The sequence below is a fragment of the Pseudocolwellia sp. G5-9 genome (genome assembly GCF_055808995.1).
This window is the reverse complement of record NZ_CM147893.1, coordinates 1,948,556-1,973,259: the sequence shown is the minus strand read 5'-3', so window position 1 is coordinate 1,973,259 and position 24,704 is coordinate 1,948,556. Positions and strand designations below refer to the sequence as shown.

Genomic DNA, 24,704 nt, shown 5'->3' with positions numbered 1-24,704 from the left:
TCAATGTGTTAAATTGTTCATTTATTTATGCTAGCCAATGAATCATACAGTCTAAGCCAGATGTATTAATTGCGGTATCGGCTTTTGCTTTTACGATTGACTTAGCATGAAATGCTACACCTAAGTTAGCTGCTTCCATCATAACTAAATCGTTAGCACCATCACCCATAGCAACAGTTTGTTGATGAGGAATGTTATACTCGTCACTTAATTTTAATAAGCAATCAGCTTTCACTTGTGCGTCGACTACATTTCCAAGTACTTTACCGGTAAGTTTTCCATCAATAATTTCTAATGTATTTGCGTAAGCCGCATCTAATGACAACATGTCTTTTAAGTGATCTGCAAAATAAGTAAAACCACCAGAGGCTATTGCTACACGCCATTGGTGCTTTTTCAATTCAGCAATTAATGTTTCTAAGCCTTCCATTAACGGAATATTTTTAGCTACGTCGGCAAGTATTTGTTCTGAAGAATTTTCTAAAGTTGCTACACGCTGATATAGGCTTTCAGAAAAGTCTAATTTCCCTTGCATAGCTAGTTCTGTAACGGCTGATACTTGTTCACCTACGCCAGCTAATGTCGCTATTTCGTCAATACATTCAATTTTTATTGTGGTTGAATCCATGTCCATTACTAATAAGCCAGGAACGTTTAACTTAGGCGCATTAAATAAAATAGCGGCTTCTATGTTGTTATTTTCAGCAAAAGTAATCAGCTTTTGTCTAGATAGGCTTAGCTCAGCTGTTGTGATAGCAAAGCGATAACTTATTAGGTTATTTCTATGGTTAATAGCGGTTAATGCCGTTAATGAAATATCGCAAGTTTGTGTAAGTTGTGAAAGTAGGGCGAGAGAAATATCACTGAATACAACAAGCTCAATTCTTGAATTTACATTGGTTACTGTATTTATTTGTTGCGAATCTTCCTTAAGAGACTCCTCACATTGGCAGTTCGAATCTATAGTAAAGGTACTTGTTGATAAAACAACACTAAAAGGGAATAACTCTGGCGCTTGAGTGGGTAATATTACTTGTGAAAGTGGAAGTGTATTAATTTTTTCTAGAATAAAGTTGTGTACGTTATTAGTCACTTTAAAGCCTACTATGATTGAGGTAAGTTTATTTGTATATTTGAATACGATTAAGTTTAATTATTCAGCAGTTAATAACGCAATAATTAAACTTAATCGTACTCATCATTAAAAAGATGTTCTATAGATATTTTAAATACACCAAGAACCCTCTATAGTGTATCCATAGCAAAGCAAATATCATAGAGGATTATGGAAACATCTAATCTGCCTTTATACCCTAAATTATCATCTATTTATAATAAATTAATGCAATTAGCTATAGCGATTGTTTTGATTATTGTTTTACTTAATTTATGGGTAACAAGTAATTATCGTTCTGAAAAAGCGATACATGATCATTTTTATATTTTAGCGGAACAACATTTAGAGCAGGCTATTACTGGTGTTTTGTCTTTACAGCTTATTGATAATAATGACGAATTACAAAAATATGTCGATGGTGTAGCAGACGCTAAGTGGATTTATGATGCGCATATATATGATGAAACCGGAAAAACAATCGCGTCTTCACGTAATAGCGCTAGTATAAAAGATGTTTACGGTATTACCTTAAATAAAAGTAATAAAAGTGATGAGAATATTCCTTTTATCCAAGAGATTAGAACAGATAAACTTATTGGTTTTATGCGTATAACCGTGAAGAAAAACTATTTTACGGATGATTTAGATACCACGAGTTACGATAATCACGCCCTGTTACGTTTAATGATGATAATTGCAGTGTGTATTGGTTTTTTACTTACTCGAGGTTTAAATCGTTTTAGTCGCCAAGGTTTCAGACTCTCTGCTGAAAAATAAATTATCAATGTTTTTTTCAATGGCTTGAGCCATTTCATCGACACTTTCGGATCTTATTTCAGCTAAACATTTTACTATATTGATAAGTCGTAAGGGAGAATTGTCTTCTCCCTGATGGCCTTGTAATGGCATGCTTGGTGCGTCGGTTTCTAATAATAAACTTTCTAGTGGTAGCTTTTTAATCGCCTTAATTGTTTTCTGAGCACGCTCATAAGTAATAGTGCCACCCACTCCTAATTTAAAACCTAAGTCTATATAATTTTTCGCCTCTTGATAGCTGCCTGAAAAAGCATGAATTACCCCACCGGCTTTAGGCTGATGTTTTTTTAATAGTGTGGTAATAGTGTCGTGAGAGCGTCTATGATGCACTATTATCGGTAAGTTATATTGGTTACTTAACGAGAGTTGATGCTCAAAAAAGGCTATTTGTTTATCTAAGTTATTATGATTTTGTGCGATAACTTTATCGATGCCGGTTTCACCAATCGCAACTATCTTGTCTGAATGTTTCGCTACTTGCGAAGTAAGTTGTGCTAACGCGCTTTCATCTAAATCATTTAAAAACCATGGGTGAATGCCCAAGCATGGAAATAGCTGACATGATTTAGCGTGTGATTGTTGATTATTATTTTTGTTTGAAATGATTGAACAAGAGGGCGAGGAGATTGATTTATTATATGTTGATAGCTCTAAAACTTTCTGCCAATTTTTAGGGGCAATAGATGGCACAATTATTCGATGAATGCCTTGAAGATAGCACTGCTCTAAAAGTAAGATTAACTCATTTGTAAAGTTATCAAAATCTATATGGCAGTGGCTATCAGTTAATAGCATAACGTTCCCTTTAGTGTTTAACGTAATTTATTTGCTCTTTGTTTAATCTTATCTAGCACAGCTTCCATTTTATAATGTTTAATAAAAGCAGCATCAGGTTCGCGTTCTTTTAATAATGTATTCGCTAAATAAACGGCTTGCGCTACACCAAATGACGACTTTAATAATTTGTCAGGACTGCGGTGTAAAATAACCGCTTCAATTAATGAATAAGAAAAGCTCCATGTATGCAATAGGTATCCGCCTACATGACAATGATCTGTTCCAAAAACTTTGAATTCAAGAGGAGTGTTATCTTCTTTTGGGTTACGAAGTTGAAAAAACTTTTCTGTTAAATTAGGCTTTATTTCATAAAGTACGACTTTACCAATAGCGTGTAATAACCCAGCTATCATAGCTTGTTGTTTTAATTCAGGTTTCACAATAGAGGCTGCTAATTTAGCAGTAGCAAAGCTATGTAATTGCTCTTTTTCTAATGAAAAATTGGGAATATCTGGTGAATAAGTAAATAACTCTGCGGTCATTACTATACAACAAAGAGTATCAACACCCATTTTAGTAATAGCGTCATTGATACTGGTAATATTTTTACCTTTCGACATTAAGGAGCTATTAGCAAAATGTAATACTTTAGCTGTTAATCCTGGATCTTGAAGAATTATCTCGGCTATTTTTTGTGAGTCAGTCTTAGCATCTTTTAACGCATGGTTTAATTGCATATACACTTTAGGCGGGCTAGGTAATGTTTTTATACCTGCTACTGCTTTAATAATCAGATCTTTGGTAATGGCTTGACTATGTTGCTGACTTTGACTCAATTTAGTTTTTATAGCAGCTAAATTAAGTGGTTGAGTAAAATTAAAATGAGCATGTTGTGTGGTGTTATGTTCGTGATTAATGACTTGCACACGAACCATATGCGGAAAGCTGTTTGCTAAGGTTCTTAGTAATTCGTCACCATTTATTTTACCAAGTAAAGAGGGAGTAACTACTACATCAAACTTTGTTTGTTGTAGTAGTTTTTGCAAAATAGCTAAATTAGTAACATGAGTAATTTCATCTTTACTTGTATTAAATGCTGGTTTTATTACATCTAATACGTGTTGCTGTGTATCTATCAACAAGATTTTCATGAAGCGCCTTATAAGGTGATTTGCTACATTCTTTCCATAACTTCAATACCTAAAATATCTAATCCTTTATTTAGGGTTTTAGAGACGAGAGCACATAATGCTAAGCGAGATTTTTTCACTTCTTCACTGATATCGTCTTTAAGAATAGGGCAAGCTTCGTAAAAGCTCATGTATAAACTCGCTAACTCATATAAATAATTACAAAGTAAGTTAGGTGTACACTCAGAAATTACTGAGTCGATCACTTCTTCAAGTTGTAATAATTTCATCGCTAACGCTTTTTCTTGTAACTCTATAAGCTGTAATTGTGAGTAATCTAATTGTTCAGCTGAAATCCCAGCTTTAGTAAATATACTTTGAATACGAGAATACGCATATTGTAAATAAGGTGCTGTAGCGCCTTCAAAACTTAGCATGGTTTTCCAGTTAAAGATGTAATCGCTGGTTCTGTTTTTTGATAAGTCAGCAAACTTAACTGCGCCAATACCTACTTTTTCAGAAATTTCAGATAATAACTCATCGGAAAAATCAGGATTCTTTTCTTTAATTAAAGCGGATGCGCGTACTACGGCTTCATCAAGTAATTCAGCTAGTTTTATTGTACCGCCCGTACGGGTTTTAAATGGTTTTCCGTCGTCACCCATCATCATACCAAACGGGCAATGATCATAACCAACATGCTCAGGTAAAAAACCTGCTTTGCGTGCAACAATTTCTACTTGTTTAAAGTGAAGCGCTTGGCGAGCATCGGTAAATATAATAATGCGATCTGCTGCTAATTCACCGCTACGGTATCGACAGGCTGACAAATCAGTTGTTGCGTATAAGTAACCACCACCTGATTTTTGAACAATAAATACAGAAGGTTCGCCGTCTTTATTTGCCATCTCATCAATAAATACAACTTTAGCGCCTTGATCTTCAACAGCAATATTTTGAGCCATTAACTCATCAATAACTTTAGGAAGATCTGGGTTGTAAGCACTTTCGCCCATAATGTCGTCACGGGTAAGGGTTACATTTAATTTTTTATAAATGTCTTCACTGTGTGCGATAGATATATCGATAAATTGTTGCCAAAGTACAGCACAATCAGCATCGCCACCTTGCAGCTTAACAACGTAGTCGCGCGCTCTGTCAGCAAAACCATCTTCGTTATCAAATCTTACTTTTGCTTCACGGTAAAAGTTTTCTAAATCGGCAAGAGCGGTTTCAGCCACTTCATCAGAGGCTAGTTTGTCACTTAAATGAGCGAGTAACATACCAAATTGTGTACCCCAATCGCCCATGTGGTTTTGACGAATAACTTTGTCGCCACGAAACTCTAAAGCTCGTACAACCGCGTCACCAATAATGGTTGAACGTAAATGGCCTACGTGCATTTCTTTAGCAAGGTTTGGCGCTGAATAATCAACAACAACGGTTTGAGCTTTTTCGTTAGGTAGTGAACCACGTTGGGTTACACCTAAATTTATATCACTTGAACTATTAACTAATTGCTCACTTAACCATTTTTTATCTAAATGAATATTAATAAAGCCAGGGCCTGCTAATTCAATTTTTTCAGCAATACCTTTCGCCACTAATTCTGGCTCTAACACGGCTACAACTTGAGTCGCTAATTCGCGTGGATTAGTTTTTAGTTTTTTAGCTGCGCCCATTACACCATTTGCTTGGTAATCACCAAATTGTGGTTTAGTTGAAAGACTAATTGCAGGGTTAGTACCTTCAGGTAAACCTGCAGAAAGCATTGCAGTAGAAACGATGTCAGCAAGTAAGTTCTTAATATTCATTTTAATAAGCTCTGTTATTGTTGTTCGGTTTTATCTTTGTTTATATAAACAAACTTAAAACCATCACTGCTAAAAAACGCAGCTCGTAAATAATTTTATTTGGTTAAGTAGATAGTTTTTTATCAAAGCATTTTATTATTTTTATGAGGAGCTTAGTTTACTAAGTGACGAATAAAAATAATAAAATAATGCCGATAAAATACTATCTACAACACCAATTTAGTGTTCACGTGTCTTATGGAATACAATATCCGGCGCTCGCTCTTGCGCCAAACTCAAGTTAACCATAGTCGGAGCAATATAGGTTAAGTTATCGCCACCATCTAACGCTAAGTTGTCGTAAGCTTTCTTTTTAAACTGCTCTAACGTGCGTTCGTTATCACATGTACACCAACGAGCTGTTGCAACACTAATTGGCTCGTATATAGCCTCAACTTTGTACTCTGTGCGTAAACGTTGAACAACCACCTCAAATTGTAGTACACCTACAGCGCCTACAATTAAGTCGTTTGAATTTAATGGTCTAAATACTTGTACAGCACCTTCTTCAGAAAGCTGTATTAAGCCTTTTTGAAGTTGTTTCATTTTAAGCGGATCACGTAAGCGAATACGGCGGAACATTTCAGGTGCAAAGTTTGGAATACCGCTAAATTTCATGTCTTCACCAGCGGTAAAGGTATCACCTATTTGAATACTACCGTGGTTATGTAAACCGATAATATCGCCTGCGTAAGCTTCTTCAACGTTTGATCTGTCACCTGCCATAAAGGTTACCGCATCGGCAATTTTTACATCTTTGCCAATACGTACTTGTCTCATTTTCATGCCTTTTTCATATTTACCTGAGCAAATACGCATGAAGGCAATACGGTCACGATGTTTAGGGTCCATGTTGGCTTGTATTTTAAATACAAAGCCTGAGAATTTATCTTCTTCAGCTTTAACTTCACGAGTTGACGTTAAACGTGGTAAGGGTTTTGGTGCCCACTTGGTTAAACCATCTAGCATGTGGTCAACACCAAAGTTACCTAATGCTGTACCAAAAAATACAGGGGTTAGATCACCTTTTAAAAATTCTTCTAAATTAAATTCGTGCGATGCACCCTGAACAAGTTCAAGTTCTTCACGTAAATCATCAGCATAGTTACCAATTGCTTTATCAAGTTCAGGGTTATCTAAGCCTTTTATTACTCGTTTTTCTTGAATAGTATGACCTTGGCCCGTTTGATACAGAAAGGTTTCGTTAGTTAACAGGTTGTACACGCCCTTAAATTCTTTACCCATGCCAATTGGCCAAGTAATAGGCGCACACTTAATTTTTAATACGTCTTCAACTTCATCCATAACTTCCATAGGATCACGTACATCGCGGTCCATTTTGTTCATGAAGGTAATAATAGGTGTATCACGTAAGCGAGTAACTTCCATCAATTTAATGGTTCGGGCTTCAACACCTTTTGCAACATCAATTACCATTAAGCAAGAGTCTACTGCGGTTAATGTTCTATAGGTATCTTCCGAGAAATCTTCATGGCCGGGAGTATCAAGTAAATTAACTAGACATTTATTATAAGGAAACTGCATTACTGAGGTAGTAATTGAAATACCACGATCTTTTTCCATTTCCATCCAATCAGATTTTGCGTGTTGACCTGATTTTTTACCTTTTACGGTTCCCGCTTTTTGTAAAGCTTGACCAAAAAGTAATACTTTTTCAGTAATGGTTGTTTTACCCGCATCAGGATGAGAAATGATAGCGAAGGTACGACGTAAATCGACTTCCTGCTGTTGTACCGACATGCAAATTACCTATTGTTAGATATAAATGAAAATAGATGAAATTAAGAGCGCGATATTATAGCGAAAAGTCGGCCGAAGGGCAGTAACAATATGTCGGAAATGTGTGTTTTTTTAGAAGTTATCTAGAAGTGGATATAAATAAGTGAGAAAACAGGTTGGTTTTATATAAAACCAACCTGTTTTCTATGAGTTACTTTTGTAAGTTTAAACTAATTGATTGTGGCTTAAAGCCTTTAGCTGTAGCGGTAATCGTTACTCTATTTGCTACAGTATTTGATTGTACGATAGCAAGAGTTCGTCCTTTAGCTGTTACTATGCTTTTTAATTGAAAGTCTTGTATATTCTCAGGAACTCCAGAATCTACACCTAACCATCTAGCATCACCGTCAACACTAAAAGTGACTTTAGTATTATCGGTTTTTACTGGGCGGCCTTTTGAATCAATAAGCTGAACCACTAAATGTGCTAAATCGTAGCCATCTGCCGTTAATGTGGTTTTATCTGCTGTTAAAGTAAAACCTACTGCTCTTCCTGCGGTTTCAAGCTTGGCTGCAATTTCTTGGCCTTTAAAACCGGCTCTTGCTGTTAGCACACCTGATTGATATGGAACAACCCAGCGGAAAATTCTATCAGGCGATTCAGACATACTGCGGAACCCAAGTGATTCACCGTTGAGTAGTAGCTCAACAATAGAGTGATTTGAGGTCACTTCAACAAGTACAGGTTCGCCTTTCTTGTAATTCCAATGCATATTAGAATTACGCCATTTGTAACTTGCTTGATCTTTAGCTACAGCCAATCCTGATAGTGGTTCAGCTTCAAAACCTGATTCAGATAAAGGTAAAGTCCCTAATGAAATATGTGGTTCATTAACCCAAACACTTTTAAAGTAATTCCAACCTTGCACTTTAAAACCAGCTAAATTAAGCATGTCGCCCCAGCCACTTTTAGCTGGCCATTTTTTGTGTCTTTCGCCCATGTAGTCAATACCTGTCCACATAAATTGGCTAAATACACCAGGAAATTGCAGTACTTGTTTCCAATCATCCCAACTACCTGGATTTTCATTAATAGTCACTTGTTTGTCAGGAAAGTGAGTTTGTGCCCAAGGAATAACACTGTTGCGGTAACTGTATCCTGCGATATCTACTGCATCAGCATATCCACTTACATGACTTACTTGGGGTAAAATAAAGTTAGCTGTTGTAGGGCGCGTTGTATCAAGTTCTTTTACCCATTTATTTAACTTAACAGCAGTATCAGCAAGAACATGCTCACCTTTGGTAGATTCATCGTATCGTTTCTTTAGCTCTTTGGGTGTAAATTTAGGAGCGGATCCCCAAAAGCTGCCATCCATTTTCATTGGATCATCTAAGTCACTCCAAAATCCAGTAACGTAACGGTAATGTACATAAGTCCATTCAATTTCATTACCTATACTCCACATAAATACACTGGGGTGATTTCGATCACGAAGCATAGTACGTGTTAAGTCGCTTTTTGCCCATTGTTGAAAATGTTCAACGTAACCTTTGGTAATATTGTCATCGTGGCGTTCATGGTAGTTAAGACGTTTGTCTTTAGCGTAATCAAATTCATCAAAAAATTCGTTTTGAACTAATATGCCCATCTCATCACATAAGTCTAAAAATTCTTGAGAAAATGGGTTATGCGTTGTTCTTATTGCATTCAATCCAGCATCTTTTAGTGAGGCAAGGCGTCTACGCCATACTTCTTTTGGTACTGCCGCACCGACTAAGCCGCCGTCATGGTGTAAAGAAACACCTTTAACTAAAGTTGATTTTCCGTTAAGAAAAAAGCCTTTCTTAGGAATAAAAGCAATGCTACGAATACCAAATGGAGTTGTGTAGGTATCTACATTTTTACCTTCAATAGATAATGTTGTTACTGCAGAGTACATATTAGGTTTATCAATATCCCACAATTTAGGGTTATCAATAGTGAATTTGGCTGTATAGGTATCTTTTTTGTTTGATTTTAAGCGCTCTTTTTTCGTACTTGTAGCAACAATGTTACCTTTATTATCAATGATTTGAGTTGTTAATTGAAAACGATTTGTTGAGCTGTGTTTGTTCTCAACATCGATTTTTATATTCACTTTAGCTTGTTCGGCTGATACTTCAGGCGTTGTTACAAAAGTTCCCCAAATAGGAATATGTAATTTGTTGACGGTAACGAGTTTTACATTTCTATAAATACCGCTACCGGTATACCAGCGGCTATCACCATAACGTGAATGATCAACATGTACGGTTAATATATTGTCGCTACCGTTAGTCGTTAATTTATCACTTAAATCGAAGTTAATAGGAGAATAACCATAAGGGTTATGACCTAGCTTCTTACCGTTAAGCCAAAAAGTGGCATTGTTGTATACGCCATCAAACATCACAAAAACTTTTTCGTTAGCTAAATCAGCGGTTGTTTTAAAGTGCTTTTGATATATGCCAACTCCCCCTGGTAAATATCCTGTAGCGCCTTCTAACGATTCAGAGAAAGATGCTTCAACACTCCAATCGTGAGGTAAGCGCAAGTTACGCCATTCCTTATCATTAAGGGGTAACTTCTCAGGTAATTCAGTGGAGTCAACTAGGGTAAATTTCCAATTAAAATTGAAATCTACTTCCCGCGGAGGGGTCTCTGCTTTAGCGGTAAAGCCAAACATTATGCTTATTAGAATTAATGTGGTTATTACTCTCAAAATGTTGCTCCGAAATAGGTTCTTGTAGAAGTGATTAAATTGATGTTTTGTAATTTTGTTAACTCAATCTTGAAATATGTATGGTTAATTGTCAACAAAATGATGTTTATAAGTGAGTTTATGTATTTAAATATAAAATAGCTTTTCGTTTGTTAAATTTTGTATAAAAAGAATCTTTTTATACAAGCTAAACAAAGTTGACCTAAATCAACTTTATTTTAAAGGTAGTAATGTATTGTTCAGCTTATGTACCAAAGTTAAATATCTATAATCATGTAGATATGCGTAAGTCATTCTTTTAGGTGTGTAATGGTTGATCTCGCCAGACGAAATTTTTTTAATGTAACTAAAAAAAACAGTAAGCCAGCTATACGCTTACCTTATGTTATTAATGAAAAAGTTTTTACAGATAATTGCACTCAATGCGAGGAATGTATAAATGTTTGCCCAGAAAAAATTATTGTAAAAGGAGATGGTGGTTTTCCTGAAATTGACTTTAATAAAGGCGAGTGCACGTTTTGTAATAAATGTGTAGAAGCATGTAAAGAGCCTATTTTTACTCAAGTTGAAAGTGAAAAACCTTGGGATTTAGCGATTGAAATTAAGGCTAATTGTTTAGCAAAAAAACAAGTGTATTGCCTAAGTTGTCAAGATAACTGTGAAACCGAAGCTATTTCATTTACTTATATTAATCAGTCAACTCCTCAACCTCAAATTTCTTTAGATAGCTGTAATGGCTGTGGAGCATGTGTTGCTGTATGTCCACAAACGGCTATTGAATTATCACCCAAAAATGAATTTTTAAACACAATTGGAGAAGCTTATGAGCGCTCTTGAATCTTTAATTTGGAATATTTTAGGTTATTCATCTATGCCTATTATTTTCTTGATGGGTTTTATTGCAACGGCTGGTGTATCAATGCTGGCGTTAAAAATTATCGGTGCAAAACCACTAAAATAAACAATTATCTTGTATTTTTTGTGTAAGCGAAAATACAAATAAAAATAAGGATCGAATATTTTGATCAATTTATTAGAAGAAACTCCAGTAAATATAGCAGGAGTTATGTTTGTAGCTCATCCCTCTAAAGTATCTGCTGTTGCAAAGGAATTGGGTCAGTTTCCTGGAGCAGAGGTACATGTAACCGGTAATACCGGCAACATGGTTGTTACGATCGAGGAAGTTATCACTAATCCTAAAAAGAGTAAATTAATAGACATTATTACAGACATGGGATTAGTGAATGGTGTTATTTCTTCTTCTTTAATTTTTCATCATAACGATGCCGGATTGCCACAACACCAAGAGGTAAAATCATGAAAGTAACAAGAAGAGACTTTATTAAAGCAAATGCTATTGCTGCAACTGCTGTTGCTGCCGGTGTGGCAATACCAAGTTCAGCATCAAACCTTATGACTAAATCGTCAGATACCACAATCAAATGGGATAAAGCTCCCTGTCGTTTTTGTGGAACAGGTTGTAGCGTTTTAGTAGGAACTCAAGAAGGCAAAGTGGTTGCTACGCAAGGTGATCCTGAAGCCGAAGTGAATAAAGGCCTAAACTGTATTAAAGGCTATTTTTTATCAAAAATTATGTACGGTAAAGATCGCCTAACTCAGCCATTGTTAAGAATGACAAATGGTAAATACGACAAAGAAGGTGATTTTGCTCCAGTAAGCTGGGATAAAGCTTTTGATGTAATGGCTGAAAAATTTAAAGCGGCTATTAAAAAGAAAGGCCCAACGTCTGTAGGTATGTTTGGTTCTGGTCAGTGGACTGTTTGGGAAGGGTATGCCGCGTCAAAATTAATGAAAGCGGGTTTTCTTAGCAATAATATTGACCCAAATGCACGTCACTGTATGGCATCTGCAGTAGGTGGATTTATGCGTACCTTTGGTATGGATGAGCCTATGGGATGTTACGATGATCTAGAGAATGCCGATGCTTTTGTGCTTTGGGGTTCAAATATGGCCGAAATGCATCCTATTTTATGGTCACGTTTAACAGATCGTCGATTAAGCGCACCACACGTAAAAGTCAATGTATTATCAACATACAAGCACCGTAGTTTTGAACTTGCAGATAACGGTATGGTGTTCATACCTCAAACAGATCTAGCCATCTTAAACTTTATTGCAAATTACATTATTCAAAATGATGCTGTTGATAAAGAGTTTTTAAAGAAACATGTAAACATTCGTGAAGGTGTCACTGATATCGGTTATGGATTACGCCCAACTCATCCTTTAGAAAAGTCAGCTAAAAATGCGGGCAGTGGTGCTTCAATGCCAATGAGCTTTGAAGAGTACGCTAAGTTTGTTAGTACATATAGTGTTGAATATACGTCTAAAATATCAGGTGTTCCTGAAGCTAATTTACTTGAAATGGCTAAGCTATATGCTGACCCTAAAGTGAAAGTTACATCATTTTGGACGATGGGATTTAACCAACATACCCGAGGTGTTTGGGCAAATAACTTAATTTACAACATCCATTTATTAACAGGAAAAATATCTGAACCGGGTAACAGTCCGTTTTCTTTAACTGGGCAGCCTTCTGCTTGTGGAACAGCGCGAGAAGTTGGAACGTTTTCACACAGATTACCCGCTGATCTTGTGGTAAATAATCCTAAACATAGAGCCATAGCGGAAAAAATTTGGAAACTACCCGAAGGTACTATTCCTCCTAAACCTGGCTACCATGCGGTATTACAAAACCGTATGTTAAAAGACGGTAAGCTGAATGCGTATTGGGTAATGTGTAATAACAATATGCAAGCGGCGGCCAATATAACAGAAGAGGCATTTCCGGGTTACCGCAATCCTGAAAACTTTATTGTGGTTTCTGATCCTTACCCAACGGTTACAGCACAAGCGGCAGATTTAATTTTACCTACAGCTATGTGGGTTGAAAAAGAAGGCGCTTACGGCAATGCGGAACGTCGTACTCAGTTTTGGCATCAGCAAGTTAAAGCACCGGGCGATGCTCGCTCAGACTTATGGCAATTAGTTGAATTTTCAAAACGCTTTAAAGTGGAAGAAGTATGGCCAGAAGAGTTAATTGCAAAAATGCCATCAGTACGCGGAAAAACATTATTTGATGTTTTATATGCTAATGGCAATGTGAATAAATTTCCGATGAGTGAATCTAAAGGCGATTTAAACTTTGAGGGTGATGAATTTGGTTTTTATATCCAAAAAGGCTTATTTGAAGAGTATGCCGAATTTGGTCGAGGTCATGGACATGATTTAGCTCCTTTTGACCGTTACCATGAGGAGCGCGGTTTAAGGTGGCCTGTTGTTGATGGTAAAGAAACTAAATGGCGTTACAGAGAAGGGCACGATCCTTATGTAGAAAAAGGAAGTGAAGTTCAGTTTTATGGTAAGTCTGACAAAAAAGCGATTATTTTTGCCTTACCTTATGAACCTGCAGCTGAATCACCAGATGAGGAGTTTGATCTTTGGTTAAGTACCGGGCGTGTTTTAGAGCATTGGCATTCAGGTTCTATGACAAATCGTGTACCTGAATTACATAAAGCCTTTCCTGATGCTGTGTTATTTATTCATCCAGACGATGCGAAAGAACGCGGTTTACGCCGAGGAGATCAAGTACTGATTGAATCTCGACGTGGAGAAGTTAAATCGCGTGTTGAAACGCGAGGAAGAAATAGACCACCAAAAGGGCTTGTTTTTATGCCTTGGTTTGATGCAAAGCAGCTTGTAAATAAGTTAACCCTTGATGCCACCGATCCTTTGTCAAAACAAACGGATTACAAAAAGTGTGCAGTAAAAGTTAGCAAGGTTTAAATTAAACTTACACCAATTAAGGTGGAGGAAAACATGAAATTATTAATAATTATCGTCACCATACTAGGTCTTTCTTTTGCTGTTTTATCTCAGGAGAAAGTAACCGTAAATACAGGTTCTTTAGATACGATTAGAGGCGCAGCTAGCTTAGACGAAACACGTAAAGCAGATCCGTTTAAACGTGTGATAAAAGACAAAAATCCAATAGCACGTAATTATGTGCATCAACCACCTGTTATTCCACATCAAACACGTGGGTATCGTATAGATTTAAACAGTAACAAGTGTTTAACATGTCATGGTTGGAAATATGCAGCAGAAACAGGAGCAACCAAAGTAAGTTTAACTCACTTTGAAACTCGTGATGGCAAGGTACTCAGTGATGTATCGCCTCGTCGTTACTTTTGCTCTCAATGTCATGTTACGCAAGCAGACGTTAGACCTTTAGTTGAAAATACTTTTAAACCCGTTGAGTCATTAACCAACAATTAATTACGGAATGTAGGAGGTCATATGTCTCAACAATCAAAATTTAAACAAATATGGCAGTATTTGAAATCTCCAAGTAGTGCCGCTTTATGGGTTATCTTAGCGCTTGGTTTTGCAGGTGGTGTCATTTTTTGGGGGGGATTTAACACCGCCTTAGAAATAACTAACACTGAAGAGTTTTGTATCAGTTGTCATGAAATGGAAGACAACGTATACGAAGAGTACAAAGAAACTATTCATTATGCTAACCGTTCGGGTGTTCGTGCTACTTGCCCAGATTGTCATGTTCCTAAAAAATGGACACATAAAATTGTACGTAAAATTGCCGCCAGTAAAGAAGTATGGGGTATGTTAACGGGTATGATTGATACACGAGAGAAATTTACAGAACACCGTAGAGCACTAGCAGAGCGTGAATGGAAGCGCATGAAAGATAACGACTCGCTTGAGTGTCGTAACTGCCATAACTTTGAATACATGGACTTTTCAGAGCAAGGAAATCGCAGTGTTAAAATGCATTCTGACGCGCTAGCTTCAGGTGAAAAAACGTGTATTGATTGCCACAAAGGTATTGCACATCAACTACCTGATATGAAAGGCGTTGAAAACTGGTAAGCATTTATTTTTTATACAATACATGCAAAAAAAATAAAGCATCGATAGTATTTAATACTGCCGATGCTTTTTTATTTCTTCGAGTTAATGGACTTATATTTTTCGTTTAATTAAATCTCTTATCACAAAACGATTCGGTGACAGATTAAATAACATTTTACTATCTATAGGGTAAGGTGTTCCGCAAATATCTGCGGCTAAAATTTCAGCTGCAAGTGGTGCGCTACATAAACCTCTAGCACCTAAGCCCGTTAACACATATAAATTATTGATAGTAGGAGCGGCCTGATAAAACTTCCAATTCTTGTCTTTACGTAAATGGGCATAAGTTGCTGTATGCGCTTCAATATTTGGCATGGCGCCTACCATAGGTAAGTGATCTGGTGTCATACATCTTAACCTTGCTTTTGCTGACGCTACGTCGTTTATGCTCCAGTTAGTTAATTCAGGTAAACATTGGTTTAACATGCTGAGGTTATATTCATCGCCTTGCTGATTTGCTGTAATATCAAAGCTATTTTTATCAAAGGTTGCGCCGATACAATGAATATTTTTATGTGCAGGGGTTAAGTAACCTTTATGGCAAATAACCGTTGAAAGTTTACCAATACTATTATCGGTTTTCATACTTGTTATTTGTCCTCTAACTGAAGTTAAAGGTAGCTGGTTAATGGTGTTCATGTGAATAGAGTCAGCGCCACCGCATACAATAACAATACTTTCTTTCAGCTGTTTTTTAACACTACCCTTATCAGTATTGAGTATCCATGACTGATCCGCCTTTTGTGTTAACGACTCAACTTTTATACTATTTTCTACTCTTAACCTGTTGGTCGATTTAGCTGCATTTAGTAAAGCTGATACCAACTCTTGTGGGGCAATCCAACCGGCTGATGGCATAAATAAACCACCATGCTGTAAAGGTAAGTTACTTAGTTGACTTGCTTGTTCAGCAGTAACTGAATGAATGAGTGTTTTAGGCCACGCTTGTATTTCTTCAAATAAAGTTTGGCGTTTTTTAAGGGCGTCTTTGTAAGATATTTCTAATAATCCACACCATTGATGTGAAAAATGAAAACCTTGCTTTAATAATGAATGATATAAATGTAGAGCACGCCAATATGCGGTTTCGTAAAATTCGCTAATATCATCTCGTTGCTGATGCAGTAGAGGAAACAGTGCTCCTATAGCATTACTTGATGCACCTTGGGCAACCGTATTGTCTTTACAATATAAGGTTACTTTTACACCTTGTGTTGTTAAATAATAAGCTGCACATGCTGAAGCAATGCCACCACCTATAATAGCAACGTGTTGTGGTTTAGTAATGCGAGGGCGTGATTGATAACCTTTTCCTATCAATTTTGTTTGTTGGTAAACCGCGCGTAATACTTCTTTTTTGAGTCCTGACGTTTCTATTTTTTGTAATCGAAACCCCACATCTATTAGCTGGCGTCTAACAAAACCAGCAATAGTAAAAGTAGATAATGTCGATTGTTCCTTGGCTAAGCGAGCAACTTGTTCAAATAACTCAAGGCTCCACATTTCTGTATTTTTTCTTGGTGAAAAACCATCTAAATACCAAGCGTCTACTAAGCCTTGTTTTGGCGATTTTAACGCTGTATAAGTTTCGGTAGCGTCACCTAAATAAAGAGATAAAGATACACTTCCATCATAGAAGCTAAATGATAGTAACTTGTTTGTTACTGTTTCAATATCATCAGGATATTGCTCAAGAAAAGGTTGGTAAAACTCAGCAAGATCAGGAAATAACTGGAGTGACTGAGTGAGTTGGTTTTTGCTTAATGGAAATTTTTCAACACTAATAAAATGAAGTTTATGTGTGTTTTTTTCTTCAGTTTTTTTATTTTCAGTGCTTAGAACATCTGAATAAGTAGATAAAACGCTTTCTTTATAAGCTTCTAACGTTAATAAAAAATTTAATCCTGTGCCGAAGCCGGTTTCAGCAATAGTAAATAAACTATCATTATTTTTTAGTCGTTCTACAATATTATTAGCTTGTATAAAAACGGTTTTACTTTGGTCGCAACCGGTTTTACTATCAAAATAAATGTCGTCAAAATGAGTGGAGTAAGGCGCGCCATTATCTTGAAATATAAGAGAAGTTTTTGAGCTCACTAGGTATAAAATCTTATGTTAGTAAATGAACAGTTCAACAACATTTTATCTTTTTTAAAATGTAATTGATATTGAATTGAAGAAATCAGTGTACAGGTGTACACTGAGCAGACCAGATGGCGGGTAATTATCTGTATGATATGCTCGAATTTTTAAATTTTTGAATGGTTATATAAATGAAACGTGTAGTAATCACTGGATTAGGCATTGTGTCAAGCATTGGCAACAATAGCGAAGAAGTTTTAGCGTCTTTAAAAACAGGGCGTTCAGGTATCTCTCGTTCAGAGAGTTTTGCTGAAGTAGGTTTACGCAGCCAAGTTTGGGGCATGCCAACCATTAACGTTGCTGAACATATTGATCGTAAAGCTATGCGCTTTATGGGTGATGCAGCAGGTTATTCTTATATTGCTATGCAGCAAGCTATTGACGACGCAAAATTAACACCTGAGCAAGTATCTAACTTTCGTACAGGTATCGTAGCTGGTTCTGGTGGTGCATCATCAGAAAACGTTGTTAAAAGTGCTGATGTTTTACGTGAAAAAGGCGTAAAACGTGTTGGCCCTTATGCTGTACCTAAAACAATGTCGAGTACGGTTTCAGCTTGTTTAGCAACACCATTTAAAATTTTAGGTGTTAACTATTCAATGAGTTCAGCTTGTGCAACAAGTTCTCATTGTATTGGTCATGCTGCTGAGCTTATTCAACTAGGCAAACAAGATATTGTATTTGCTGGCGGTGGTGAAGAAGTTCATTGGTCATTAGCTATGATGTTTGACGGCATGGGCGCATTATCATCTAAATATAACGATGCTCCTGAAACGGCTTCTCGTACTTACGATGCAGACCGCGATGGTTTTGTTATTTCTGGTGGCGGCGGTATGTTAGTTGTTGAAGAACTTGAACATGCATTAGCACGTGGCGCGCATATTTATGCTGAAATTGTTGGTTACGGTGCAACATCAGACGGTTACGATATGGTAGCTCCAAGTGGTGAAGGCGCTATACGTTGTATGCAACAAGCAATGCAGGGCGTAGAAGGTAAAGTAGATTACTTAAACACCCACGGTACTTCAACACCAGTAGGTGATGTTAAAGAGCTTGGCGCTATTCAAGAAGTATTTGGTAAAGATTCTCCAGCTATTTCAGCAACAAAAGCAATGACAGGGCATGCACTAGGTGCAGCTGGTGTTCATGAAGCTATCTATACTCTATTAATGATGGAAAACAACTTTGTTGCTCCTTCAATTAACGTCAATACATTAGACGAAAAAGCTGAAGGTTTAGATATTGTTACTGAAGCTCGTGATGCTGAAATTAACCTTGCTATGTCGAATAGCTTTGGTTTTGGCGGAACTAATGCAACATTAGTGATGCAAAAATATAAATAACCTTGATTGAACGCAACATCGTTCAGAAAGTTAAGGTGTAATAACATACGCTAGTTACAAATAAACAAGTGTAATAGTAATTAAATTTAAAACCACTAAAGATAGCTTTAGTGGTTTTTTGTTTTGTAGGGTAAAATAGTGTTATTACACTAAAATATTCCATTTTAAAGTATTATGAATATATACCACGATGAAAACATGCCTTTCGCCAAAGAATTTTTTGGCGATTTAGGTATTCTTTACCCCTTTGCAGGGCGTGAACTAACTGCTGATATGGTAGAAAATGCTGATATTTTATTAGTGCGCTCTATTACGAAAGTTAATGAAGCTTTACTGGCTAATAATAAATCACTGCAATTTGTAGGTACTGCAACTATAGGCGTTGATCACATCGATCAAGCTTATTTAAAAAGTCGTGATGTATTTTTTACTTCAGCTCCTGGTTGTAACGCAATTTCAGTGGCTGAATATGTGTTAAGTGCATTAGTTGTAATGAGTGAACGTTATTTAATTGATTTGTTTTCACTTAATGTTGGCATTGTAGGCGCAGGAAATACAGGTACTCGGTTAAGCGAAAAGCTTACCGCATTAGGTATTAATTATGTAATGTGTGATCCTGTGTTAGCTGATAACCCAAATGATACGAGAAACTTTGTATCCTTAGATGAAGCGCTAGCTTGTGATGTGATTTCTCTTCACGTACCGCTTACAGAAACCGGCGAGCATCCAACCTATCATTTATTAAATTCAGATCGCTTAAGTCAGTTAACAGATGAGCAAATATTAATAAATGCTTGTCGTGGTGAAGTTATAGACAATAAAGCATTACTGTCTCTTAAACAAAATGGTATGAAAACTAAATTAATACTCGATGTGTGGGAAGGCGAACCTAACTTACTACATCCGTTAATTGAATATGCAGAAATAGCCAGCGCACACATTGCTGGTTATAGCTTAGAAGGAAAAGCTCGTGGCACAGAAATGCTCTATCAGGCATTATGTAAACAGCTCAATATTCCCGTAGAAAAAGTACTTAAAGACTTATTACCTAGTGCGTCAATTAACGCGGTTGAAATAAAACAAGACTTTGATGAAATATTACTAAACCAGCTAGTAAAAATGGTTTACGATGTAAGGCGCGATGATGGAATATTTCGCCAGCAAATAAACACCAAAGGATTCGATCACATTCGAAAAACATACCCTGCTCGCAGGGAGTTTTCGGCAGTTACCGTTTCTATGAATCATCAAGCCAATGAAGATGTGCCGCATCGTCTTGGCTTTAGCAAATAGTTAATTAAAAAAGAGAGAGGACCATGGCACAGAAATTTGATGTTTGCGTACTTGGCGCAACAGGCTTAGTAGGCAAAACCATTATTGAAATTCTTGAACAACGAGACTTTCCAATTAATAAATTATACCCATTAGCAAGTGCACGCTCTGCTGGTGAATTTATTGAATTTAAAGGTGAAAGTATTGAAGTTTTAAATGCAGATAACTTTGACTTTAGCCAAGCACAAATTGGTTTCTTTTCAGCAGGTGGCGCTACCTCAGCTAAATTTGCACCAATCGCTGGCGAAGCAGGTTGTATTGTAATCGATAACACATCAGAGTTTCGTTACGAAGACGATATTCCACTAATTGTGCCTGAAGTTAACCCTCAAGCATTAGGTGAATACCGTAACCGTAATATTATTGCTAATCCTAACTGTTCAACTATTCAAATGTTAGTTGCATTAAAACCCATTCAAGACGCAGTGGGTATCTCACGTATTAACGTGTGTACATACCAATCTGTATCAGGTGGCGGTAAAGAATCAATGGACGAGTTAGCTAAACAAACAGCTGATTTGTTAAGTGGTAAGCCTGTTGAGTCTAAAAACTTCTCTCGTCAAATAGCGTTTAACGTTATTCCACAAATTGACGTGTTTTTAGAAAATGGCTACACCAAAGAAGAAATGAAAATGGTTTGGGAAACTAAGAAAATTTTCGGCGACGACAATATTCTAGTTAATCCTACTGCTGTTCGTGTTCCAGTGTTTTTTGGGCATGGTGAAGCGCTTCATATTGAAACTAACTCACCTATTTCAGCTGAAGAAGTTAAAGACTTATTAGAAAAAGCTGAAGGTGTTGTACTTTGTCGTAACGATGAAGACTTCCCAACTCAAATTGGCGAAGCTAGCGGTAAAGATGCTACATTTGTTGGTCGTGTACGTGAAGATATTAGCCACAACTGCGGCATAAACATGTGGATTGTTGCCGACAATACGCGTAAAGGTGCTGCAACAAACAGTATTCAAATTGCCGAACTATTAATAAAAGATCACTTATCTTAATTTAATAATTTATCATCGGATATACCTTAAACCCATTATTAGCTTCTAATAGTGGGTTTTTTTATGAGAATAATGCTACATTTCTTAAATAAAACTATAGAAAAACAAGAAATTACCGATATAGTAAAGATAAAATTAGATACCCCTATAGCAATTTCTGGGCAGTTAAAGAGCAGCCCCTAGTATTATGTAATGAGTTGGAATAAACTTTGCTTTGTTTTATCTGATCTTTATGTGACAAGTTATTGGCTCCATTAATAATAAATAGGAATGTTGTAATGCAACAATTTTTACGTCTGTGCCTGTGGCAGATTATTATGTTTACTGTTTTCACTGCTTCTACAGTTGCGGCTGAAGAAGCAGGTATACGTATTAAAGGGCCAAAATCGTCAGATGTTTTTCGATATGAGCAATATGGTCCTATTACTGCGCAAGATACTTTATGGAACATAGCTTTAAAAGTAAGGCCTGAAAACAGTTTATCTGTTTATCAAGTGATGCAGTCTTTATACATGCGCAACCCCCAAGCGTTTGTTGACAATAATTTCAATCACCTCGTTACAGGTGCTTATCTAAAAATTCCTTCTATTGATGAAATGCGATCAGTAGATAAAGAAGCCGCTCAAAAAAAATCTAGTAATGATGATAAAAACTGGGAAAAGAAAGTTGTTAAATCGAAACCTAAAAAAGTTATTAAACCAGAAGAATTATCAGTTAAAAAGAAAGATTTAGATGCTGCTAAAGTAGAAATAAACGAACAGCTGCAAACCTTCGGAAACGATCAAACTCAACGTTTATCAACCATTCAACAAGATGTTCTTGACTCTATTGACGGTTTACAAGCCTTACTTAAAGAAAACGAAGGATTAAGAAATAAACTTTCTTCATTTAATGAGCAACTAGATGTTATGCAAGATGAAGTTGCTAAAAGTAAAGAAATTAAGCTTCAAATGGATGACATGTTAGCTTTGCAACAAGCCTTAATAGACAAAGCCAATGCTGCAGAAGAAAAAGCCTTACGTCTTGAGCAAGAAAATAAAGAAAAAAATAATACCTTAATATCAAAAATTTTAGCAAGCGCTTGGTTTTATATTACTCTTTCTGCCATATTCATGGGCTTACTCGTTGGGAGCATTATTTGGTTTCTACTTAAAAGAAAATCAAAAGATGAGCCTGAAGAAGAAAAAGTTATTGCCAAAGAAGTAGAGCCGCCAGCTGAAGTTAAAACTGAAGAAAAACCTCCAGTTGAGGAAAAAGTTGAAGATGAGCTAACGTTGGATGATGAGCTTTCATTAGATGACGAATTATCTTTAGATGATGAGCTTGCTATCGATTTAGCTGAAGATGGTGATGATGACTTGTTTTCTGATGATTTATCTAACGATGATGTAATACATTTAGATGATGAAATAGATGACTTAGAAGATATCTCGTTAGCTGGAGAAGTGCTTGAAGGCGGCGAATTAGGGCAAGACGATTTAGATGCTTTATTAGCGGGTTTTGATGATGACGATCCTCTAGAGTCTTCCAAAGAAGATGAACCTGAGGAAGATAGTATTGATGATCTACTGGGGGGGACTGATGAACTAGAAGATTTCTCTGTTAGTCCAGAACCTGAACCAGAAGCAGCACCAGAGCCAGAAGAAGATATGTCGGGCGACCTAACTGATCCAGACGACATAGATGGGCTAATGGCGTCAGTTTCAGAGCCAGATCCAAGCCCTGAGCCAGCAGCACCAGAGTCAGAAGAAGATATGTCGGGCGATTTAACAGATCCAGACGACATAGACGCATTAATGGCGTCAGTTTCTGCGCCAGAGTCAAGCCCTGAACCAGAAGCAACACCAGAGCCAGAAGAAGATATGTCGGGCGACCTAACTGATCCAGACGACATAGACGCATTAATGGCGTCAGTTTCAGAGCCAGAGCCAAGCCCTGAGCCAGCAGCACCAGAGCCAGAAGAAGACATGTCGGGCGATTTAACAGATCCAGACGACATAGACGCATTAATGGCGTCAGTTTCTGCGCCAGAGTCAAGCCCTGAACCAGAAGCAACACCAGAGCCAGAAGAAGATATGTCGGGCGACTTAACCGATCCAGACGACATAGATGCATTAATGGCGTCAGTTTCTGCACCTGAACCTGAACCAAGTCCTGAAACAGAAGCTTCAGCTGAGCCAGAAGAAGATATGTCGGGCGACTTGACCGATCCAGACGATATAGACGCACTAATGGCGTCAGTTTCTGCGCCTGAACCTGAACCTGAATCTGAGCCAAGCCCTAAACCAGAAGCAACACCAGAATCAGAAGAAGATATGTCGGGCGACTTAACCGATCCAGACGACATAGACGCATTAATGGCGTCAGTTTCTGCACTTGAACCAAGCCCTGAACCAGAAGCAACACCAGAATCAGAAGAAGATATGTCGGGCGATTTAACCGATCCAGACGACATAGACGCGCTAATGGCGTCTATTTCAGATGAAGATGAGGAAATATCTCAATCGAGTTCGTCAGAAGAATTAAAGGATTCAGATGATTTGGATTCATTTTTAGAAAGTTTATCTGAAGAAGAAAATATTGAAATATCAAGTTCAGATGACATAGATGAACTTTTAAATTCAGATTCAGAAGTTGATGAAATACTTAAAGATATTTCAGAACAAGAGTCTTTAGATACAGACTCAAACCCTGAAGCAGATAATAAAGCCTTAATTAACAACTTTACACAAGAAAGTGCTGCACCTTTCTTAAACTTTGATTTTAGTGATATTCATTCGCAAGAAGATACACCTGAAAATGAGGCTTTGGTAGTAGAGCAAGATGATAGCTCAGATGATTTAAGTGATGAATTAGATATAGACCAATTAATTGCAGACGCTGAAAAAGAACAAAGTGACGAACTTGATACTAATGATGAATTAGGTCTTGATGATGAGCTTGATATTGGTGACGAACTTGATATTGATAGCTTAATTGATGAGCTAAGCCCTCAGCCATCTAATAATGAAATTAGTGAGGTTGAAGAAGTAGAAGATACATCAAGTGCGATTGATGAAGAAACATTAAAAGCAATGGAAAGCGACTTTGATGAAGCTGCGTTAAGTAATTTATTAAACGAAAGTGATGATTTTGAATCAAATGAGCCAATAGAGTTATCGCCGGATTTTAGTGACAGTAATGTATTAGCCGATCTATTAGCTGATGATGAAACAGAAAAAGTAACCACAACAGAAGCTAACGAATTAGAAGATATACAAGAATTAGATAATCTAGATTTTGATGAGTTATTGTCAAATATAGAAGAAGAAAATGCGTCAAGAGAAGTTGAAGAGTTTGAATTAAGTGATGACTTTGATATGGAATTAGACATTGGAGACGACTTAATTGATCAGGCATTTAATGAGTCTACCAATACATCGAAAGAAGATTTTATTTCTGTAGATTCATTATTATCAGACAGTTTTGAAGGTAATAGTTTAGAAGAACCATACGATAAAACTAATATTGATGTTGGTTTAAATGAATTCCCTGAATTTAGTGGTGACTTAAATTTAGATGATGGGGATGATGACAGCGGAATGGAAGCCAAATTAGATCTAGCCAAGGTTTATATCGAAATAGACGACAAAGAAAATGCTGAAGTTATTTTATTAGATGTAGTGGCCAATGGTGATCCACAACAACAGCTAGACGCCCAACAACTACTTGATAACTTAATGTAAAATATAAGAAGTTAAAATATTTGCTCATA

18 protein-coding genes are annotated in these 24,704 nt (G+C 36.8%); 11 read left to right on the top strand and 7 right to left on the bottom strand.

Annotated elements, in window-relative coordinates:
- Positions 1-25: 25 nt before the first annotated feature.
- The gene (gene serB, locus AC0L5Q_RS08405; protein WP_473617257.1) at positions 26-1,093 is read right to left on the bottom strand and encodes a phosphoserine phosphatase SerB; all 1,068 of its coding nucleotides are present in this window, start codon (positions 1,091-1,093) and stop codon (positions 26-28) included.
- 192 nt (positions 1,094-1,285) lie between these two features.
- Between serB and AC0L5Q_RS08400 the strand changes: the two genes are divergently transcribed.
- On the top strand, positions 1,286-1,894 hold the full coding sequence (locus AC0L5Q_RS08400; RefSeq protein ID WP_473617253.1) for an AhpA/YtjB family protein: 609 nt from the start codon (positions 1,286-1,288) through the stop codon (positions 1,892-1,894).
- On the opposite strand, the gene AC0L5Q_RS08395 is transcribed toward AC0L5Q_RS08400, so the two are convergent.
- From AC0L5Q_RS08395 to AC0L5Q_RS08375, 5 genes are all read right to left on the bottom strand, one after another.
- A complete protein-coding gene (locus AC0L5Q_RS08395) occupies positions 1,847-2,728 on the bottom strand; it encodes a TatD family hydrolase (RefSeq protein ID WP_473617249.1) in 882 nt (293 codons plus the stop codon). The genes AC0L5Q_RS08400 and AC0L5Q_RS08395 overlap by 48 nt on opposite strands.
- A gap of 17 nt (positions 2,729-2,745) precedes the next feature.
- Positions 2,746-3,861, bottom strand: coding sequence for an HDOD domain-containing protein (locus tag AC0L5Q_RS08390; protein WP_473617245.1), 1,116 nt, complete (start codon positions 3,859-3,861; stop codon positions 2,746-2,748).
- A 23-nt stretch (positions 3,862-3,884) separates the two neighbouring features.
- Positions 3,885-5,654 (bottom strand): arginine--tRNA ligase, encoded by a 1,770-nt coding sequence (argS, locus tag AC0L5Q_RS08385; protein ID WP_473617241.1) that lies wholly within the window; start codon positions 5,652-5,654, stop codon positions 3,885-3,887.
- Between the two features lie 219 nt (positions 5,655-5,873).
- Positions 5,874-7,454: a peptide chain release factor 3 gene (gene prfC, locus AC0L5Q_RS08380; protein ID WP_473617238.1), complete on the bottom strand. Its 1,581-nt coding sequence runs from the start codon at positions 7,452-7,454 to the stop codon at positions 5,874-5,876.
- A gap of 190 nt (positions 7,455-7,644) precedes the next feature.
- Complete coding sequence (locus tag AC0L5Q_RS08375; protein ID WP_473617235.1) at positions 7,645-10,176, bottom strand: glycoside hydrolase family 2 TIM barrel-domain containing protein; 2,532 nt, start codon at positions 10,174-10,176, stop codon at positions 7,645-7,647.
- 309 nt (positions 10,177-10,485) lie between these two features.
- Between AC0L5Q_RS08375 and napF the strand changes: the two genes are divergently transcribed.
- The 6 genes from napF to AC0L5Q_RS08345 are packed head-to-tail and all read left to right on the top strand — an operon-like array spanning position 10,486 to position 15,087.
- Positions 10,486-11,013 (top strand): ferredoxin-type protein NapF, encoded by a 528-nt coding sequence (napF, locus tag AC0L5Q_RS08370; protein ID WP_473617232.1) that lies wholly within the window; start codon positions 10,486-10,488, stop codon positions 11,011-11,013.
- A complete protein-coding gene (locus tag AC0L5Q_RS08365) occupies positions 11,000-11,137 on the top strand; it encodes a TIGR02808 family protein (protein WP_473617229.1) in 138 nt (45 codons plus the stop codon). The genes napF and AC0L5Q_RS08365 overlap by 14 nt, the downstream gene beginning before the upstream one ends.
- A 60-nt stretch (positions 11,138-11,197) precedes the next feature.
- Positions 11,198-11,497, top strand: coding sequence for a chaperone NapD (locus AC0L5Q_RS08360; RefSeq protein WP_076420502.1), 300 nt, complete (start codon positions 11,198-11,200; stop codon positions 11,495-11,497).
- Complete coding sequence (gene napA / locus AC0L5Q_RS08355) at positions 11,494-13,983, top strand: nitrate reductase catalytic subunit NapA (RefSeq protein ID WP_473617223.1); 2,490 nt, start codon at positions 11,494-11,496, stop codon at positions 13,981-13,983. The genes AC0L5Q_RS08360 and napA overlap by 4 nt, the downstream gene beginning before the upstream one ends.
- A gap of 33 nt (positions 13,984-14,016) precedes the next feature.
- Positions 14,017-14,475 (top strand): nitrate reductase cytochrome c-type subunit, encoded by a 459-nt coding sequence (locus tag AC0L5Q_RS08350; protein WP_077339569.1) that lies wholly within the window; start codon positions 14,017-14,019, stop codon positions 14,473-14,475.
- A gap of 21 nt (positions 14,476-14,496) precedes the next feature.
- A complete protein-coding gene (locus AC0L5Q_RS08345) occupies positions 14,497-15,087 on the top strand; it encodes a NapC/NirT family cytochrome c (RefSeq protein ID WP_077339570.1) in 591 nt (196 codons plus the stop codon).
- A gap of 93 nt (positions 15,088-15,180) precedes the next feature.
- On the opposite strand, the gene mnmC is transcribed toward AC0L5Q_RS08345, so the two are convergent.
- Positions 15,181-17,226 carry a bifunctional tRNA (5-methylaminomethyl-2-thiouridine)(34)-methyltransferase MnmC2/FAD-dependent 5-carboxymethylaminomethyl-2-thiouridine(34) oxidoreductase MnmC1 gene (gene mnmC, locus AC0L5Q_RS08340; protein WP_473617215.1) on the bottom strand — a complete coding sequence of 682 codons (2,046 nt, stop codon included), beginning with the start codon at positions 17,224-17,226 and terminating at the stop codon, positions 15,181-15,183.
- Between the two features lie 176 nt (positions 17,227-17,402).
- Here mnmC and fabB point away from each other — a divergent pair, with 176 nt between their 5' ends.
- The 4 genes from fabB (at position 17,403) to AC0L5Q_RS08320 (ending at position 24,675) form a co-directional block, all read left to right on the top strand.
- Positions 17,403-18,614: a beta-ketoacyl-ACP synthase I gene (gene fabB / locus AC0L5Q_RS08335; RefSeq protein WP_077339572.1), complete on the top strand. Its 1,212-nt coding sequence runs from the start codon at positions 17,403-17,405 to the stop codon at positions 18,612-18,614.
- 174 nt (positions 18,615-18,788) lie between these two features.
- Positions 18,789-19,907, top strand: a complete 1,119-nt coding sequence (locus tag AC0L5Q_RS08330) for a 4-phosphoerythronate dehydrogenase (protein ID WP_473617209.1) — start codon at positions 18,789-18,791, stop codon at positions 19,905-19,907.
- Between the two features lie 23 nt (positions 19,908-19,930).
- Positions 19,931-20,950, top strand: coding sequence for an aspartate-semialdehyde dehydrogenase (locus AC0L5Q_RS08325; protein WP_473617205.1), 1,020 nt, complete (start codon positions 19,931-19,933; stop codon positions 20,948-20,950).
- Between the two features lie 278 nt (positions 20,951-21,228).
- Complete coding sequence (locus AC0L5Q_RS08320) at positions 21,229-24,675, top strand: FimV/HubP family polar landmark protein (RefSeq protein WP_473617202.1); 3,447 nt, start codon at positions 21,229-21,231, stop codon at positions 24,673-24,675.
- The last annotated feature ends 29 nt before the right edge of the window (positions 24,676-24,704 follow it).

Bases quoted from the DNA above. Each gene is read 5' to 3' on its own strand.
- AC0L5Q_RS08400 (WP_473617253.1), top strand. From the start codon at position 1,286: ATGGAAACATCTAATCTGCCTTTATACCCTAAATTATCATCTATTTAT.
- AC0L5Q_RS08395 (WP_473617249.1), bottom strand. From the start codon at position 2,728: ATGCTATTAACTGATAGCCACTGCCATATAGATTTTGATAACTTTACA.
- AC0L5Q_RS08390 (WP_473617245.1), bottom strand. From the start codon at position 3,861: ATGAAAATCTTGTTGATAGATACACAGCAACACGTATTAGATGTAATA.
- argS (WP_473617241.1), bottom strand. From the start codon at position 5,654: ATGAATATTAAGAACTTACTTGCTGACATCGTTTCTACTGCAATGCTT.
- prfC (WP_473617238.1), bottom strand. From the start codon at position 7,454: ATGTCGGTACAACAGCAGGAAGTCGATTTACGTCGTACCTTCGCTATC.
- napF (WP_473617232.1), top strand. From the start codon at position 10,486: ATGGTTGATCTCGCCAGACGAAATTTTTTTAATGTAACTAAAAAAAAC.
- AC0L5Q_RS08365 (WP_473617229.1), top strand. From the start codon at position 11,000: ATGAGCGCTCTTGAATCTTTAATTTGGAATATTTTAGGTTATTCATCT.
- napA (WP_473617223.1), top strand. From the start codon at position 11,494: ATGAAAGTAACAAGAAGAGACTTTATTAAAGCAAATGCTATTGCTGCA.
- AC0L5Q_RS08350 (WP_077339569.1), top strand. From the start codon at position 14,017: ATGAAATTATTAATAATTATCGTCACCATACTAGGTCTTTCTTTTGCT.
- AC0L5Q_RS08345 (WP_077339570.1), top strand. From the start codon at position 14,497: ATGTCTCAACAATCAAAATTTAAACAAATATGGCAGTATTTGAAATCT.
- fabB (WP_077339572.1), top strand. From the start codon at position 17,403: ATGAAACGTGTAGTAATCACTGGATTAGGCATTGTGTCAAGCATTGGC.
- AC0L5Q_RS08330 (WP_473617209.1), top strand. From the start codon at position 18,789: ATGAATATATACCACGATGAAAACATGCCTTTCGCCAAAGAATTTTTT.
- AC0L5Q_RS08325 (WP_473617205.1), top strand. From the start codon at position 19,931: ATGGCACAGAAATTTGATGTTTGCGTACTTGGCGCAACAGGCTTAGTA.
- AC0L5Q_RS08320 (WP_473617202.1), top strand. From the start codon at position 21,229: ATGCAACAATTTTTACGTCTGTGCCTGTGGCAGATTATTATGTTTACT.